The sequence below is a fragment of the Delftia sp. ASV31 genome (assembly GCF_016428765.1).
Classification (GTDB): Bacteria; Pseudomonadota; Gammaproteobacteria; order Burkholderiales; family Burkholderiaceae_C; genus Comamonas; species Comamonas acidovorans.
Genome location: NZ_JAELTK010000053.1, coordinates 1 through 16,545, shown reverse-complemented (window position 1 = coordinate 16,545; position 16,545 = coordinate 1). Strand labels below are relative to the sequence as shown.

Sequence of the window (16,545 nt, the reverse complement as noted above, 5' to 3'; positions counted from 1 at the left end):
CCAGCCATTGCCCGCCATGCCCACCAACCACACCCCCAGGCCCAAGTCCGCTTCACGCATGCTGTCCATGTGGTTTGCGTGGTTCATAGGGTTGGTGATGGCGCTGGCGGCTCCGGCCCATGCCGCAGTGACTTCGGGGATCATCGGCTTCGGGACCGGCGCCGCCTCTGGCTACCCTGCGGTCACCTCTAACTACAACGGGCTGGACTTCATCAGCGACTGGTCCTATTTCGCTGAAGTGGACCTGACAACAGGCTCTCCGGGGATCGTCACCTCTGGCGATGCGATCACAGCCACCGCCCTGGACGGCAAAGCCCGCATCATGGCAGTCAATGGCACGGACCGCTTCAGCCTCGCCCAGGTGCGCATCTTTGCGTACGGTGACATGACTTCATTCACGTTCACCGGCTATCGGAGCGGCAGCCCTGCACCTAGCGCAGTCGTGAACGTCCCCAGGACGCCCGAAATGACCACGCAATTCGTCACGGTCAGCCTCGGCGCATTGGTGGACGTGGATGAAGTGCGCGTGTCCAACAACGGCGCCACGGAACCATTCAACTTCGCCTTCGATGATCTGGCCGTCGATGTCTATCCCCCAGCCACACCCACGGCGACGGCGCTGTCGCCCGCGAGCGGCCTGGCCGCTGGCGGATATCCGGTCACCATCACCGGAGCCAACTTCACCAACGTGATCGGCAGCTCCATCGTGACCGCCGTGAGCTTCGGCGGCGCGCCGGCGACCAGCTTCACGGTCGACAGCGCCACCCAGATCACGGCCACGGCACCGGCAGGATCGGGCACGGTGAACGTGACCGTCACGACGGCAGGCGGCACCAGCGTCACTGCCACAGCCAATCAGTTCACCTATCTGCCCGCGCCCACGGTGACATCCGTCTCGCCCAACTTTGGCCCGCAGGCAGGCGGCACCAGCGTGACCATCACCGGCACCGACCTGTCCGGCGCCACCGCCGTGCTATTCGGCGCGACAACCGCCACCAGCTATGTTGTCAACAGCGCCACCCAGATCACCGCCATCTCGCCTGCGGGCACAGGCCAGGTCGATGTGCGCGTCACAACGGCGGGCGGCACCAGCGCCATCAGCGGGGCCGATCAATTCAGCTACCTGGCAACGCCCACGATCACCAGCATCTCGCCCACGGCAGGCCCTCAGGCGGGCGGCACGGCGGTCAACATCACAGGCACGAACTTCATCGGCACCACGGGCGTGAACTTCGGCGCCTCGGCAGCGACCGGCTTCACGGTCAACAGCGCCACCAGCATCACGGCCACGGCGCCGCCCGGAACGGGCACCGTGGACATCCGCGTCAGCAACTCCGTCGGCACCAGTCCCGCCGTTGCCGCTGACCAGTTCACTTATGTGGCGGCACCGTCGGTCACCTCCATCTCGCCCACGGCAGGTCCCACCGGCGGCGGCACCACGGTCATCATCACGGGCACCGGCTTCGCCGCAGCACCTGGCACCGGCGCCGTGCGCTTCGGCGCCACGACCGCCACCTACACCATCAACAGCAACACCCAGATCACCGCCACCACGCCCGCGGGCAGCGCCGGCACGGTCGATGTGACGGTGTCCACGGTGGGCGGCACCAGCGCCACCAGCGCAGCCGATCAGTTCACCTATGTGCCCGCACCCACGGTGACTTCCATCTCGCCCACCAGCGGCCCGACCAGTGGGGGCACCACGGTGACCATCACCGGCACCAACTTCTCCGGCGCCACGGCCGTGACTTTCGGCGGCACGGCCGCCAGCGGCTTCACGGTCAACAGCAACACCCAGATCACTGCCACCGCGCCTGCCCAGGCCGCGGGCACGATCGATGTGCGCGTGACCACGGGGGGCGGCACCAGCGCCACCAGTGCGGCAGACCAGTTCACCTACGTGGCCACGCCCACGGTGACTTCCGTCTCGCCCACGGCAGGGCCCACCGCAGGAGGAACCTCGGTGGTCATCACCGGCACCAACCTCTCCGGCGCCACGGCCGTGACCTTCGGCGGCACAGCCGCCACGGGCTTCACGGTCAACAGCGCCACGCAGATCACAGCCACCGCGCCTGCAGGGTCGCCGGGCACGGTCGATGTGCGCGTCACAACGACTGGCGGCACCAGCGCCACCGGCGCGGCAGACCAGTTCACCTACGTGGCCACGCCCACGGTGACCTCCATCTCGCCCACCAGCGGCCCGCAGGCAGGCGGCACCACGGTGGTTCTTACCGGAACCAACCTGGGCGGCGCCACGGCCGTGACCTTCGGCGCCACGGCCGCCACGGGCTTCACGGTCAACAGCGCCACGCAGATCACGGCCACATCGCCTGCCGGCACGGGCACGGTAGACGTGCGCATCACCACCGCGGGCGGTACAAGCGCCACCAGCGCGGCCGACCAGTTCACCTATGTGCCTGCGCCCACGGTGACGTCCATCTCGCCCACCAGCGGCCCACAAGCGGGCGGCACCACGGTGACCCTGACCGGCACCAACCTGGGCGGCGCCACGGCCGTGACCTTCGGCGCCACGGCCGCCACGGGCTTCACGGTCAACAGCGCCACGCAGATCACGGCCACCGCGCCTGCCGGCACGGGCACGGTAGACGTGCGCATCACCACCGCAGGCGGTACCAGCGCCACCAGCGCGGCCGACCAGTTCACCTATGTGCCCGCACCCACGGTGACTTCGGTCTCGCCCGCAAGCGGTTCTTCGATTGGTGGCGCCACGGTCACCCTGACCGGCACGAACTTCACCGGCGCCACGGCCGTGACCTTCGGCGGCACGGCCGCCACGGGCTTCACGGTCAACAGCGCCACGCAGATCACGGCCACAGCGCCTGCGGGATCGGCGGGCACGGTCGATGTGCGCGTCACAACGACTGGCGGCACCAGCGCCACCGGCGCGGCAGGCCAATTCACCTATGTGGCCATCACGGTGACGCCCGCGACGCTGGCCGGCACGCCCAAGGTAGGCGTCTCGTTCAACGAGACCCTGACCGCCAGCGGCGGCGCAACCCCCTACACCTTTGCAATGGCCAGCGGCAGCACGCTGCCCACAGGCCTGTCGCTGTCGCCCGCCGGGGTGATCAGCGGCACGCCCACGGCGGCCGGAGCCTTCAGCTTCACGGTGCAGGCGACCGACAACAGCAGCATCAGCGGCCAGCGCACCTACAGTGGCAGCGTGACGGCAGCCACGGTGGTGCTGACGCCTGCAGCTTCCACGCTGCCGGCTGCCAGGCTGAACACGGCCTATGCAGGGCAGACCTTCACTGCCAGCGGAGGCACGGCGCCCTACACCTACGCCAGCAGCGGCACGCTGCCGACCGGAATGACGTTCAACGCCAGCACCGGTGTTCTGAGCGGCACGCCCACCGCTGCGGGAAGCTTCACCTTCACCATCACGGCCACGGACTCCTCCACGGGCACGGGCGCTCCGTTCACCTCGGGCAGCACCAGCTACACCCTGGTGGTGAACTCCACCAACGCCGACCTCAGCGCCCTGGCACTGAGCAGCGGCACGCTCGCACCGGGCTTTGGTGCAGGCACCCTGGCCTACACGGCCACCGTGCCCAACAGCAGCAGCACCGTCACAGTGACGGCCACCGCAGCCGATGCGGGCGCCACGATCCTGGTCAACGGCGCAGCGGCTTCCACCCCGGTGGCGCTGAATGTGGGCAGCAATACCGTGTCCATCGAAGTCACGGCGCAGGACGGCACGACCAAGAAAACCTATGTGGTGACGGTGACGCGCGAGGCTAGGCAAAGCGCCTCGGGCTCGGGTGTGGATCTGGGCATTGCCAACAGCAGCCCCACCTGCACGCTGACTGCGGCCAACTTCACCTCGCCTTCTGCCGTGGCCGGCTCGCTGGGCCCGCTGCCGGCGGCCTTCGCCTACCCGCAGGCCGCCGTGGACTTCACGGCCAAGCAGTGCGCCCCCAGCAGCACGCTGACCGTGACCCTCACCTTCACGTCCCCCGTGCCCGCCAACGCGCAGCTGATGAAGTACGACGCCACCGCAACGCCCAAGTGGCAGCCCTTCACGCCCACCATCAGTGGCAACCAGGTCAGCTACACCATCGTGGACGGCGGCCTGCGCGATGACGACAAGACGGTCAACGGCGAGTTCGTGGACCCCGTGATCCTGGCCGTGCCGGCTCCCCCATCGGCACAGAGCATTCCCACGCTGGACCGCTGGGGCCTGCTGCTGCTGTCGCTGATGGCGGGAGCCGCCGGCTTCATGGGCATGGCGCGCAGGCAGCGTACCGGACGTTAATACGCGTCAACAAGCAACCCGCGCTGCTGCATGTCGGCAGCGCGGGTTTGCTTTTGGTGCTCTACAGAAAGCCCCGTGGCGCGAGACAATCGCCCCCATGACCACCGCGCCGATTCCCGTTTCCGCAGATCCCGCCGCCTCCGCCGACCCCATGCCCCAGCCGCCCGAGCAGCCCGACCTGGACGCCTGCTGCGGCAATGGCTGCGACCCCTGCATTTTCGACAGCTATGACCTGGCCATGGACGAGTACCGCCAGGCGCTGCGGGCCTGGAAGGCGCGCAACGAAACGCCAGCGGGCCAGGGGTAGGAATAGGAATAGGGATCGGGGTAGCGAGATCAGTCCACGCGGGCGATCAGGTCCAGCTCCACGGCTGCGCCCTTGGGCAGCTGCAGCACGCCCACCGAAGTGCGCGTGTGGGCACCCACGGGGCCCAGCACCCGGGCGATGAGGTCGGAGGCGCCATCGGCCACCTCGCTTTGCTGGGTGAAATCGGGCGCCGAGCGCACATAGACGGTGATGCGTGCAACGGCGCGCACGGCATCGAGCGAGCCGGCCGCGCGCTGCACGAAGGCCAGGGCGCGCATGGCGCAGATGGCGGCGGCCGTTCTGGCCGATGCCAGGTCGATCCCGGCGCCGACCGTCCCCACGTAGAGCACTTCATCGCCCACGCGGGGAATCTGCCCGCTGACGAACAGCTGCTGGCCGTCGCGCACGACGGGGCTGTAGTTGCCGCCTATCTTGATCTCGCCATCGAAGCGGTGGCCGAGCTCGAGGGCGGCCTGGGCGAAGCGTTCATCTGCTGTCATGGTCTGGTGTCCGGAGTAAGGCAAGCGCGCAGTCTAGAGCGTGTTATGCACTTTTACGTGCCCGCGAAAGCCGGGAAAGGGGCCCGGAACGAGGCGTAGCACGCGCCGCGGTTGCCACACCGCAAGCGGGCTGCAACGAAGGGCCGGGCCCCTTTCCCGGCTTTCCCTTCGGGTTGGCTCTGCGCGCAGGCGCTCGCGGCGTTGCAGCGCTTGCCAAGGCATGAGCCTTGGCTGCGCACTGCGCCTTGCGATCACCAGCGCGCAGAACCAACGCGGGTACTTAAAAGTGCATAACACGCTCTAGAGCCTGTGGTGCACCGGCGCCTGCAGCGGCTTCAACTGCCCGTGGACGCGTAATGCCTCACCCCCATGCGCCAGGCGCCCGAGGCCAGCCAGAGGAAGGCAAAGCCGGCCAGCGGCGAGACCCAGCCCAGCCAGGCCGGCGCGCCCAGCGGGTCGGGCTTGCCCAGCACGGCCAGCGCCGGGTAGTAGGCCACGCAGGCCAGCGGCACGGCGAAGGTCAGCAGGCGGCGGAACCACTGTGCGTACAGGGCCAGCGGGTACTGGGCGGCCTCGACGCTGCCGTAGCTCAGCACATTGGCGGCTTCCAGGCTTTCCACGGTCCAGAACGAGAGCGCCCCCTGCAGCACCAGGATGCCCAGGAACAGCGTCACGCCACCCGCCACGGCGAACAGCGCCACGGCGACGGCCTGGGGCGTCCACGCCACGGCGCCCTGGGCCGTGGCAAAGCCCAGCACCAGCAGGCCCTGCAGCAGGCGGCCCAGGCGGCTGATGCGCACGTCATGGCCCATGAGCTGCAGCCACACGGGGCGCGGACGCAGCAACAGGCGGTCGAAGGCGCCGGTGCGCAGGAACTGCGTGCCCAGCACGTCGAAGCCCCGGCCCAGCGCATCGGCCAGGGCGAACATGCAGTTCACCAGGCCATAGAACACGGCCACTTCGCCGATGCGCCAGCCCTGCACCTCGCCAAACCGGTGGAACAGCGCCCAGACGGCGATGACCTCGATGCCCGTGACCAGGAACTGGCCCAGGGTCAGCATCAGCGCCGAGGCCGGGTAGCGCGCCTGCCCGCCCAGCGAGGCCAGCGCCAGGCGCAGGAACATGGACAGCGATCCTTTTTGCTTGGCCATGGCGCTCACCCGCCCTGCACTTCGAGGCCGCGCATGGTGCGCGCCATGGCCACGCGGCCCAGGGCCACGATCACGGCAATCCACAGGGCTTGCAGCGCCAGGCAGGCCAGCATCTGCGCACCGGCCATCTGGCCGAAATAGATGCGCGCAGGAATGTCCATCACGCCGGCCAGCGGCTGCAGCAGCAGCGCGGTCTGCCAGGCGTCGGGCATCAGCGCCAGCGGCAGCAGGTTGCCCGACAGCACGATGACCACGGGCGCGGCCAGCGTGTTGATGCCTTTTTCATTGAGCGCGGCGGCGGCGGCAACGTTCAGCAGCATGACCAGTGCCGTGGACAGCAGCAGCGCCTGCAGCATGGAGGCGGCAAAGCCCAGGCCTGCGGCCCAGCCGGCCGGCGGCTGCCAGCCCCAGGCGCCCAGCCCCGTCAGCGGCAGGGCCAGCCCTGCAAACGCCACCATCAGCGCCACGCGCGGCAGCACGCGCGCGGCGATCCAGCCAGCCGAGCGCACGAACCACAGCGCATAGGCATCCACGGGCCGCAGCCGGTCATAGGCAACGGCACCCGTGCGCACGGCCAGGGCCACGTCGGGGTCGCCGCTCCAGGGCAGCAGCGCGAACAGGCCCTGCGCCAGCCAGGTGTAGGTGATGGCGTGCTCCAGCGAGATGGGCGCGCCGGCCGATGCCGAGGCGCTGCCGTAGAACGCCGCCAGCACCATGGTCTTGATGGCGCCCCACCAGCACTGCGTGGCAAAGCCCGCGTAGGCGGCCGTGCGGTACTGCAGCATCAGCAGAAAGCGCGAGGCGAAGGCGGCCTTGTAGGGGCGCAGCAGGTGTCGCAGGCGGTGGCGCGGTCCCATGGCGCTCAGACCTCCGAGGCACCATGCATGGCGTAGAAGCGGGCGATCACGGCCTCGATGGCCATGTCCTGCCCCTCGCCCTCGCCTTCACCCGTGCCATCGCGCTGCGCCGCCACCACCTGTGCCCGCAGCGCATCGACCGCGCAGTCGGCCAGCACGCGGCCATGGCCGATGACGATGACGCGCCGGGCCAGCGCCTCGATGTCGTGCATGTCATGCGTGGTCAGCAGCACCGTGGTGCCGCGCTCGCGGTTGGCGCGCAGCACGAAGTCGCGCACGGACAGCTTGGAGGGTGCGTCCAGGCCGATGGTGGGCTCGTCCAGGAACAGGATCTCGGGCTCGTGCAGCAGGGCCGCAGCGATCTCGGCGCGCATGCGCTGGCCCAGGGACAGCTGGCGCACGGGCTGGTCCAGCAGCCGCTCCAGGTTCAGCATGGCCACCAGCTCGTCGCGGGTGCGCGCAAAGCGCAGCGGATCGACGCGGTACAGGTCGCGCAGCAGGTTGAAGCCGTCGCCCACGGGCAGGTCCCACCACAGCTGCGAGCGCTGCCCGAAGACCACGCCGATGCGGCCCACATGGCGCTGGCGGTCGGCGAAGGGGTCGCGCCCGTCCACCTCCACGCGCCCGCCATCGGGCCGCAGGATGCCCGACAGGATCTTGATGGTGGTGGACTTGCCCGCGCCGTTGGGGCCGATGAAGCCCAGCAGCTCGCCGCGCTCCAGCGCAAACGACACGCCATCCAGCGCCTGCACCGTGCGATGGCGCGGACGCACCAGCGCGCGCAGCGCGCCCATCACGCCGGGGTCGCGTTCATGGATGCGGTAGGTCTTGCGGAGGTCGTGGACGAGGATCTGGGGCATGGCGCTGGGCGGTGAGGTAAGCGCAGAGGGGGGCACAGAGGGGGCGCGATTCTACACAGGACCGGGCTTTGCTATCCTGCGCGCAAATTCGCGGATGGAAATCCGCCTTGCCGCACGCACGCTCACACAAAGGAAACACAACATGGCAGCTGAAGGCAATGCAAGCCAGCTCGTAGGAATCGTCACGCTGCTGGGGGCCGCCGTGGTGGCTGTGCCGCTGTTCAAGCGGCTGGGCCTGGGCGCCGTGCTCGGCTACCTGGCCGCTGGCCTGGCCATAGGCCCCTACGGGCTGGGCCTGGTGACGGACGCGCAGACCATCCTGCACGTGGCCGAGCTGGGCGTGGTGATGTTCCTCTTCGTCATCGGGCTGGAGATGAAGCCCTCGCACCTGTGGGACCTTCGCGGCCAGATCTTCGGGCTGGGCAGCCTGCAGGTGGTGGTGTGCGCGCTGCTGCTCACGGGCGTGGGCATGGCCTTCGGCTTTCCGTGGCAGGTGGCCTTCGTCAGCGGCGCGGGCTTCGTGCTGACCTCCACGGCCATCGTCATGCAGGTGCTGGCCGAGCGTGGCGACATCCTGGCGCCGCGCGGCCAGCGCATCGTCTCCATCCTGCTGTTCGAGGACCTGCTCATCGTGCCGCTGCTGGCCGTGGTGGCCTTTCTTGCGCCGGCCGATGCGGCGCCCGTGGCGACTTCGCCGCTGTGGCAGCGCGCGGGCGTGGCCCTGCTGTCGCTGGGCGCGCTGGTGGGCGCGGGCCTGTGGCTGCTGAACCCGCTGTTCCGCATCCTGGCCAAGGCCAAGGCGCGCGAGGTGATGACGGCCGCCGCGCTGCTGGTGGTGCTGGGCGCCGCCCTGCTGATGGAGATGGGCGGCCTGTCCATGGCCATGGGCGCCTTCGTGGCGGGCGTGCTGCTGTCCGAATCCTCGTTCCGCCACCAGCTGGAGGCCGATGTGGAGCCCTTCCGCGGCCTGCTGCTGGGCCTGTTCTTCCTGGGCGTGGGCATGGCGCTGAACCTGGAGGTGGTGGCGCTGAACTGGCGCATCGTGGGCCTGGGCGTGGTCGCTCTGATGCTGGGCAAGGCGCTGTGCATCTACGCCGTGGCCCGCGTGGCACGCAGCAGCCATGCCGATGCGCTGGACCGCGCCATCCTCATGGCCCAGGGCGGGGAGTTCGCCTTCGTGCTGTTTGCCGAGGCGCTCAAGCTCGGCGTGCTCGACCCCGAGGTGCATGCCAACATGACGGCCATCGTCGTGCTGTCCATGGCCATCACGCCGCTGGTGGTGGTGCTGCACAAGCGCCTGGCAGGCGCCGAGGCCGTGTCGCTGGACGGCGTGGAGGCGCCGCAGGACCTGCGCGGCAACGTGCTGGTCATCGGCTTCGGCCGCGTGGGCCAGATCGCCAGCCAAGGGCCGCTGGCCCGTGGCGCCAAGCTGTCCATCATCGACAACGACCCCGACGTGATCCGCAACGCCGAGCCCTACGGCTTCAAGGTCTACTTCGGCGACGGCGCGCGCGCCGACATCCTGCATGCGGCCGGCGCCAGCCATGCCAGCGCCATCCTGGTCTGCGTGGACAGCAAGGCCGCCGCCACGCGCATCGTGGAGAACGTGCGCCACGAATGCCCGCACGCCCGCCTCATCGTGCGCGCCTATGACCGCGAGCACGCGTTGGAGCTCATCCAGAAGGACGCCGACCATGTCGTGCGCGAAAGCTTCGAGTCCGCCCTGCTCATGGGCCGCCATGCCGTGCTGGCCCTGGGCGCCACCGAGGACGAGGCCCAGACGCTGGAGGCCGAAGTGCGCGGCCGCGACACCGAGCGCTTTGCGCTGGAGACCGCCGGCGGCAACTTTGCGGGGCGCGCACTGCTGCTGGGCAACATCGAGCGCATCGATCCGCCCCGGCACGACAAGCCCACCGCCAGGGACTGAGCGCGAAAGGGCTGCAGGGGCCGCAGGCCCCGCTCAATGCCGCTGGTTGATCTGTATGAGATTGCCGCAGGTGTCGTCGAACACCGCAATCGTGACCGGCCCCAGATGCGTCGGCGGCCTGGTGAAGCGCACACCGGCCGCGCTCAGGCGCTCGTACTCGGCCTGCACGTCGTCCACTCCGAAGAAGGTGGCCGGCACGCCGTCGGCATGCAGGGCGGTCTTGAACGGCCTGGCGGCCGGGTGCATGTCGGATTCGAGCAGCAGCTCCACGCCATCGGCATCGCCGGGCGATGTCAGGGTGAGCCAGCGCGCATCGCCGCCCATGGGAATGTCGTGCTTGAGAACGAAGCCGAGCACGTCGCGGTAGAAGGCCAGGGCCTTGTCCTGGTCGTCGACGAGCACGCTGGTGATGACGATCTTCATGGGGCAGTCCTTATGTCGCACGCGGGGCGACCGACGGGGACTATGGTAGTGGACCGGCCTTTCATCATGCGGAGTGCTCCAACAGCACTGACCCGTCCCCACGCAAGCAGAGAGGGTCACCGGGGCTTGGGCATCAGTCAATCGTTGCTCCCGACAGCTTGACCCGCTTCTGGTCCTCGACCAGCCTGAACTGAAAGCAGGTCGGCGCCAACCGCTAATCAACGACGCGATGCCCAGCGCCGGCCTGGACGCCTGGGGCAGTCTGGAGGGAGGCCACTCGGCAATATCGAGGCACAATCGCGGCTTTGCGCCATGACCGTGTTTTCATTCCCGAAAGTAGCGACCTAGGGACGACTTGGCGTGAGCGACGAAGGCAAATGAAATGAAAAATGCAATAGGTATCTTGATTGCCCTGATTCTGACGGCTTGTGGTGGTGGAGGCGGAGGCAGCACCGAGAATCCACCTCCCGTGGTCAATCCACCCACCGAGCCGGGCAATGGCGGCAATGGCGGCAATGGCGGCAATGGCGGCAATGGCGGCAATGGCGGCAATGGCGGCAATGGCGGCAATGGCATTCTGACATTCGACCCTCCCCGGCTGGAGGCTACTGTCATGCAGGCAGAGTCGCTGACGCTGCAAGTCGTCGGCACCGCCTCCTCCAGCATCCAGGAACAATTGAATCTGCGGCTGGAAGTCACGGCTGACTTCTCTCCCGAAGTGGCGTTGGAGCAGTTGGGTGCCCGCCAGTATCGGGCCCGACTCAAGATCTCCGAGAGCGCAGCCAGCGGCAAGCGCTCAGGCTTCATCAACGTATCTCTCTGCCGCGATGACCCCACTGTCTGCGCCTCCCCCTATCCAGGATCGCCCTGGAAGCTGCCCTACCAACTCAACATCATCTCGACTTCAGATAATCTGAAGCCGCTGAGCAAGCTCGATGGCGCCTCGACCTGGTCCAATTTCCAAGGCAATGCGGGGCACACAGGCTATGTCGCAACGAGCAAGTGGCTTGATCCTGCGAACTTCAGCCTGCGCTGGATGCGGGCCAAGTCCACGGGAGCGGATGGCTCCAGCAGTGAAATGCTGACCACCGGTTCGCACGTGGTCTTCAACGGCGGCTCAGGCGCTGACGAGGCCGTCGTAGCGCTGAACGAGGCCGACGGCAACGTCGCCTGGACACGGCCTCTCCCCTTTTTCGGTAATCCGGTGCTTTCCGCCGGCCATGTCGTGTCCCAGGTGCGGTCGTTCCAATCGTCACTGAAGACTCTGGATGCCGCTACCGGAGCCATCGTGGCAGAGGAAAAGCCGGTGACAACCGGCCGTGAATCCAGCCTCTGGCTTACCGGAGATGCCGATTCCGTCTATGTTGGCGAGCAGCAGCGCCGTGTGGATGCCGCGACCGCCACGGTGCGCTGGATGGAGCCTGAGCTTCCCATCTTCTATCAAGGCGAGCGCGTGGACGCCGTCGATGCCCAGCATGTCTATTCGATGCAGAAAAATGTCTCGGCTCAAGCGGAAGCCAGCTTGGTGATCAAGCGGCGCGAGGACGGCGGTCGGGCCATCGTGCTGGACGATCCCCAGAACATCCCGTACGCCTTCACGGAGAAAGCCCCCAGCACCACGGTGCTGGATGGCGCTGACCGGGTACTCGCCGCGCGCTACGGCTACAGCGAAATCACGATCAGCAGCTTTTCAATCTCACAGAAAAAGCGCCTGTGGACCATGAAGAAGAACTTCCTCAGCGTCCCGATCGTGGCCAACGGAGTGGTTTATCTGGTCTTCGATCCGTTCAGATCAGGCGAGCCAAGGCAATTGCACGCCTATGCGGGCGATAGCGGAGCTCTGCTGTGGTCCATGCCGCTGACGGGCGACAACAATCCCATCAACATCAACGGCCTCACCTACCAAGTCGTTGCCGTCAACAACCTGATTTTCATATCCAATCTGTCAGCCGAAAAGGGCAACTACACCCACGCAGTGGACCCAGCGACCCGCAAGATAGTCTGGCAGTTGCCGGCCAGCGGACGCTTGGCCGTATCCGACAACGGCCTGCTCTACATCGCCAGACCCAATAAGAGCCTGCTGGCCATCAATCTGCAGTGAGGTAAAGGTGAACCTACAGCGCCGAACAGGCGGACGCTGCAGGGAGCAATGCAGTGGGCCATGCAGTGAATGCCCGGGAAGCGACAACCCTTGTTGAGGCTTGCACCCTCTACAACATCAGCCCCCGCATGGCTCAGACCCGGCACACACTTGGCAGGCCCGCTATTTCAGCAGGAAGACGACGGGCACGCGCGTCCACATGCTGTCCGGCACGCCGTCGCGCGTGCCGGGGACAAAGCGCCACGTCCGCACGGCGTCCAGCGCCTCCTGGTCGAGCAGAGGATAGCCGCTGCTGTCTGCCACATCCACGGCCAGTGCCTTTCCGCTGGCGCCCACCAGAACCCGCAGCACCACCTTGCCTTCCTGCTCCAGCCGCCTGGCTTCCTTGGGATAGGCCGGCATCTTGTTCTCGCTGGCCTGCCTGTCAGGCACAGGCTGCACCACGCCTGCCGCAGCCGGGCCGCCGGCCAGCAGGCCCAGGGTCAATGCAAGGATGGCGCAGCGCATGCGGGGCATTCGGAAGGCTCCTGGATGGGGACGGGATGGGTATGGGATGGCAGTCGTGGACTGGTGCGGCCCCGGATCATCGCATGCCCTCCACCCGCCACCAGCGCGGCAGCAGCGCCTGCACCTCGCCGCGCCGATAGCGGTCGTCGATGAGAAAGACCACGCCGCGGTCGCGCTCGCTGCGGATGACGCGGCCTGCGGCCTGGACCACCTTGCGCAGGCCCGGGTAGAGATAGCTGTAGTCATAGCCCTTGTCCGCGCCGAACTGGCGGTCCATGGCGCGCTTCATCTCTTCGTTCACGGGATTGACCTGGGGCAGGCCCAGCGTGGCCACGAAGGCGCCGATGAGGCGCTCGCCGGGCAGGTCCACGCCCTCGGAGAACGCCCCGCCCAGCACGGCGAAGCCCACGCCCTGCCCGGCTTCGGTGAAGCGGGCCAGGAAGGCCGCGCGACCCTCCTCGTCCATGGACGGGGTCTGCAGCCAGACCGGCAGATCGGGATGGGCGCGCTGCAGGCATTCGGCCACGCGCTGCAGGTAGTCGAAGCTGCTGAAAAAGCACAGGTAGTTGCCGGGCCGGCGCGCGTACTGCGCGGCCACGAGGTCGGCGATGGGCCGCAGCGAACGATCGCGGTCCCGGTAGCGCGTGGAGATGTGGCCGACCACCTGCACATCGAGCTGGTCGGCCTGGAAGGGCGAGTCGGCCTCCAGCCAGTGCGTGCCTTCGGGCAGGCCCAGGATGTCGCGGTAGAAGTGCGGCGGGCTCAGCGTGCCCGAGAACAGCACCGAGGCATGGGCCGCCGCATGGCGCGCCGTCAGGTGGGGCGCAGGCACTACGTTGCGTATGCACAGCGTGGAGGCCGGCGTCCTGTTCGGGCCGCTGCGCCCCGGCAGCACATGGACGTCGAACAGCGCATGGCCGCCGAACTGCTCGGCCAGCGCCATGAACTGCAGCGCCTCCCAGTAGAATTCCAGCACGGGGTCGCCGGGCAGCATGGGGCTGTCGGCATTGGCATCGCCGATGGCCGCCACGGCGCGCTGCACGGCGCCCAGCAGGCCTGCGGGCACTTCCTCATGGGCCTGGTAGCTGGCGGTCTGCTCCCTGTTCAGCGCGCTCCAGCTGCGGCTGAGCCGGTCCAGCGCCTTGCGCACCGCGCCGGTGGCCGCCTTGCGGGCGGCGGCCAGGGCAAACTGCGACAGCTCGGCCGTGTACATGCGGCGCGCGCGCTCGAGCAGGTTGTGGGCCTCGTCCACCAGCACACCCACCTTCCATTGCTGGGCCTGGGTGAGCGCGTACAGCATGGCGGCGCTGTCGTAGAAGTAGTGGTAGTCGGCCACGGCCACGTCGCTCCAGCGCACCAGTTCCTGGGACAGGTAGTAGGGGCAGATGTCGTGCGCCAGGGCGACGGCACGCACGGCAGGCGGGTCCCAGGGCGCCTGCTGCAGCGCGGCGGCGCGCGCGGCGGGCAGCCGGTCGAAGAAGCCGCGCGCCAGCGGGCAGGAGTCGCCGTGGCAGGCCTTGTCGGGATGCTCGCAGGCCTTGTCGCGCGCCAGGATGGCGAGCACGCGCAGCCTTGCGGGTGGCGCGGACGGTGTGGGCGGTGCGGGTGGCGAGGGCAGCGGTTGTGGCGCAGCCGGTTCCTGCGGCGGTGGCTGGTGCTGCTCGGCGATCTGCCGGTTCACGCTGGCCAGCGCCTGCAGCGCCAGGCCATGGCCCGTGCCCTTGGCCGTGAGGAAGAACAGGCGGTCCAGGCCCTGGTCCGGCATGGCCTTGAGCATGGGGAAGATGGTGCCCAGCGTCTTGCCGATGCCCGTGGGCGCCTGCGCCATCAGGCACTGGCCGCCCTGCTGCGCGCGCGCCACGCGGTAGACGGCCACGGCCAGCTCGCGCTGGCCCGCGCGAAAGCCCTGCATGGGAAAGCGCAGCGCGGCCAGCGCCGCCTCGCGCGCCGCGCGGTGGGCGGCCTCACTGCGCGCCCAGTCCAGGAACAGCGCGCACTGCTGCTCGAAGAAGGCGCGCAGAGTGGCCGCGTCTTCCTCCTGCACCAGCACGGTTTCTTCCGAGTTGCCCACGTTGAAATACACCAGGGCCACCCGCAGCCGCTGCAGGCCGCGCGCCTGGCACAGCAGATGGGCGTAGATGCGCGCCTGGGCCCAGTGCAGGGCGCGGTGATGGGCGCGCACGCCCTCGATCTGGCCCCGGTAGGTCTTGATTTCCTCCAGTTGGCCGGCCTGGGGGTCGAAGCCGTCGGCGCGGCCGCGCACGCGCAGGTCGCCGTATTCACCGGCCAGGCTGATCTCGGTCTCGTAGTCCTTGCCCCTGCGCGACTGCACCAGGCTGTGGCCGGCCATGCCCTCCAGCGCGCTGGGCGCGGGTGTGAAGCGCAGGTCCAGGTCGCCCGCGCGTGCCGTGAACTCGCACAGCGCGCGCACGGCCACGGTGTAGCTCACGCGGCCTCTCCCAGCGGCTGGCAGCGCCACTGCACATGGCACACGCGCACGGGAATGCCGTGCTCGGCACAGTACTGCAGCCAGCGGATCTGGTTGTCCTGCAGCTTGTCGCCGGGGGCCTTGGCCTCGACCAGTTCGTAGCGGCGCTCGGCCGGCCAGAAACGCACCAGATCGGGAAAGCCCGTGCGGTTGGCCTGCACGTCGCGCAGCAGCCGCGCAAAGAACAGCTTGAGGTGGGCGGCCGGAATGCAGTCCAGCGCCAGCGCCAGCAGCGGCGCGCTCAGCGTGCCCCAGAACACGAAGGGCGACTGCAGGCCCTGCTTGTCGGCATGGCGCTGCACGATGACCTCGCGCCAGCTGCCATCGTCCAGATGCGCCAGGCATTCCTCGAACAAGGCTGCGCGGCGCTGCACGAAGTCGGGCGCGGACAGGTCGGCCGGGCCGCTCTGGAACGGGTGGAAGAAGGCGCCCGGCAGCGGCGCGAAGATGGCCGGCCAGCACAGCAGGCCGAACAGCGAGTTGATGAGCGCGTTCTCCACGTAGAACACCGGCGCGGCGTCGCTGTGCCAATGGTCGCGCAGCACGTATTCGACCGATGCGGGCCGCGCCGGCAGGTCCAGCTCCACGTCCATGCGCATCTGCGCCACCACGGGCGCCAGCGCCGCCGCACGCCCGCGTGCGCCCTGCCCCAGGCTGCGGCGCAGGCGCGGCAGCATGCGCGCCACGCGCTGCAGTTCCTCGTCGCTCTCGGGCTGGGCCTGGGCGGCCTGGGCCAGCGCCATGGCATCGGCAAAGCGCTCCATGCGCTCGTACACACGCATGCGCCGGTGGCGGGCGCCGGGGTAGCGGCTTTGCGCATAGGCCTGCTCGGCACGCTCCCAGTCCTGCATGCGCTCGCAGGCCTGGCCTATGCGCAGCAGCACCTTGGCGCGGCGCTGCTCCAGCCAGGCATTGCCGCTGGCGCAGCCGGCCACCTGCTGCAGCAGCGCATCGATCTCCACGCCTTCATCCAGCGCCGCGCGGCAGGCCTGCAGGGCCAGGTAGCCATCGACATCGGCACGCGACTGGAAGGCCCGCGACGCCGCATCGAAGGCCACGGCCTCGTAGCGGAACACGCCCAGGTCGGCCAGCACGAATTCCGACCAGTCCTGGTAGAGGTTGCCGAAGAACATCAGCCGAAAGCGCTC

General features: G+C 68.6%; 12 protein-coding genes. 4 read left to right on the top strand and 8 right to left on the bottom strand.

The genetic code is table 11. The features are described 5' to 3' along the window. Positions 1 to 16: 16 nt before the first annotated feature. Together JHD82_RS18530 and JHD82_RS18525 are read left to right on the top strand one after the other, a co-directional pair. The gene (locus tag JHD82_RS18530; RefSeq protein WP_233174791.1) at positions 17 to 4,276 is read left to right on the top strand and encodes an IPTL-CTERM sorting domain-containing protein; all 4,260 of its coding nucleotides are present in this window, start codon (positions 17 to 19) and stop codon (positions 4,274 to 4,276) included. A 97-nt stretch (positions 4,277 to 4,373) separates the two neighbouring features. After that, entirely contained in the window at positions 4,374 to 4,583 is a 210-nt protein-coding gene (locus JHD82_RS18525) for an oxidoreductase-like domain-containing protein (RefSeq protein WP_013800552.1), read from the top strand. 29 nt (positions 4,584 to 4,612) lie between these two features. On the opposite strand, the gene JHD82_RS18520 is transcribed toward JHD82_RS18525, so the two are convergent. The 4 genes from JHD82_RS18520 to JHD82_RS18505 form a co-directional block, all read right to left on the bottom strand. Continuing rightward, positions 4,613 to 5,083 carry a RidA family protein gene (locus tag JHD82_RS18520; RefSeq protein ID WP_012207603.1) on the bottom strand — a complete coding sequence of 157 codons (471 nt, stop codon included), beginning with the start codon at positions 5,081 to 5,083 and terminating at the stop codon, positions 4,613 to 4,615. A 335-nt stretch (positions 5,084 to 5,418) separates the two neighbouring features. Beyond that, the gene (locus JHD82_RS18515) at positions 5,419 to 6,234 is read right to left on the bottom strand and encodes an ABC transporter permease (RefSeq protein ID WP_199138023.1); all 816 of its coding nucleotides are present in this window, start codon (positions 6,232 to 6,234) and stop codon (positions 5,419 to 5,421) included. Between the two features lie 5 nt (positions 6,235 to 6,239). After that, a complete protein-coding gene (locus tag JHD82_RS18510; RefSeq protein ID WP_199138021.1) occupies positions 6,240 to 7,091 on the bottom strand; it encodes an ABC transporter permease in 852 nt (283 codons plus the stop codon). A 5-nt stretch (positions 7,092 to 7,096) separates the two neighbouring features. Beyond that, positions 7,097 to 7,951 (bottom strand): ATP-binding cassette domain-containing protein, encoded by an 855-nt coding sequence (locus tag JHD82_RS18505; protein WP_199138019.1) that lies wholly within the window; start codon positions 7,949 to 7,951, stop codon positions 7,097 to 7,099. A 142-nt stretch (positions 7,952 to 8,093) separates the two neighbouring features. On the opposite strand from JHD82_RS18505, the gene JHD82_RS18500 reads away from it, so the two are divergent. Continuing rightward, positions 8,094 to 9,878, top strand: a complete 1,785-nt coding sequence (locus JHD82_RS18500) for a monovalent cation:proton antiporter-2 (CPA2) family protein (RefSeq protein WP_199138017.1) — start codon at positions 8,094 to 8,096, stop codon at positions 9,876 to 9,878. 33 nt (positions 9,879 to 9,911) lie between these two features. Here JHD82_RS18500 and JHD82_RS18495 read toward each other — a convergent pair whose 3' ends face one another. Next, on the bottom strand, positions 9,912 to 10,301 hold the full coding sequence (locus JHD82_RS18495; RefSeq protein WP_199138015.1) for a VOC family protein: 390 nt from the start codon (positions 10,299 to 10,301) through the stop codon (positions 9,912 to 9,914). A 382-nt stretch (positions 10,302 to 10,683) separates the two neighbouring features. Here JHD82_RS18495 and JHD82_RS18490 point away from each other — a divergent pair, with 382 nt between their 5' ends. Further along, the gene (locus tag JHD82_RS18490) at positions 10,684 to 12,402 is read left to right on the top strand and encodes a PQQ-binding-like beta-propeller repeat protein (protein WP_199138013.1); all 1,719 of its coding nucleotides are present in this window, start codon (positions 10,684 to 10,686) and stop codon (positions 12,400 to 12,402) included. Between the two features lie 162 nt (positions 12,403 to 12,564). Here JHD82_RS18490 and JHD82_RS18485 read toward each other — a convergent pair whose 3' ends face one another. The 3 genes from JHD82_RS18485 to JHD82_RS18475 form a co-directional block, all read right to left on the bottom strand. Continuing rightward, positions 12,565 to 12,918 carry an energy transducer TonB gene (locus JHD82_RS18485; RefSeq protein ID WP_133073880.1) on the bottom strand — a complete coding sequence of 118 codons (354 nt, stop codon included), beginning with the start codon at positions 12,916 to 12,918 and terminating at the stop codon, positions 12,565 to 12,567. Between the two features lie 67 nt (positions 12,919 to 12,985). Beyond that, positions 12,986 to 15,358: an ATP-dependent DNA helicase gene (locus JHD82_RS18480; RefSeq protein WP_199138011.1), complete on the bottom strand. Its 2,373-nt coding sequence runs from the start codon at positions 15,356 to 15,358 to the stop codon at positions 12,986 to 12,988. Then, positions 15,355 to 16,545 (bottom strand): VRR-NUC domain-containing protein (locus tag JHD82_RS18475; protein ID WP_199138009.1); only part of this gene is annotated, 1,191 nt, incomplete at its 5' end. The genes JHD82_RS18475 and JHD82_RS18480, both read right to left, overlap by 4 nt.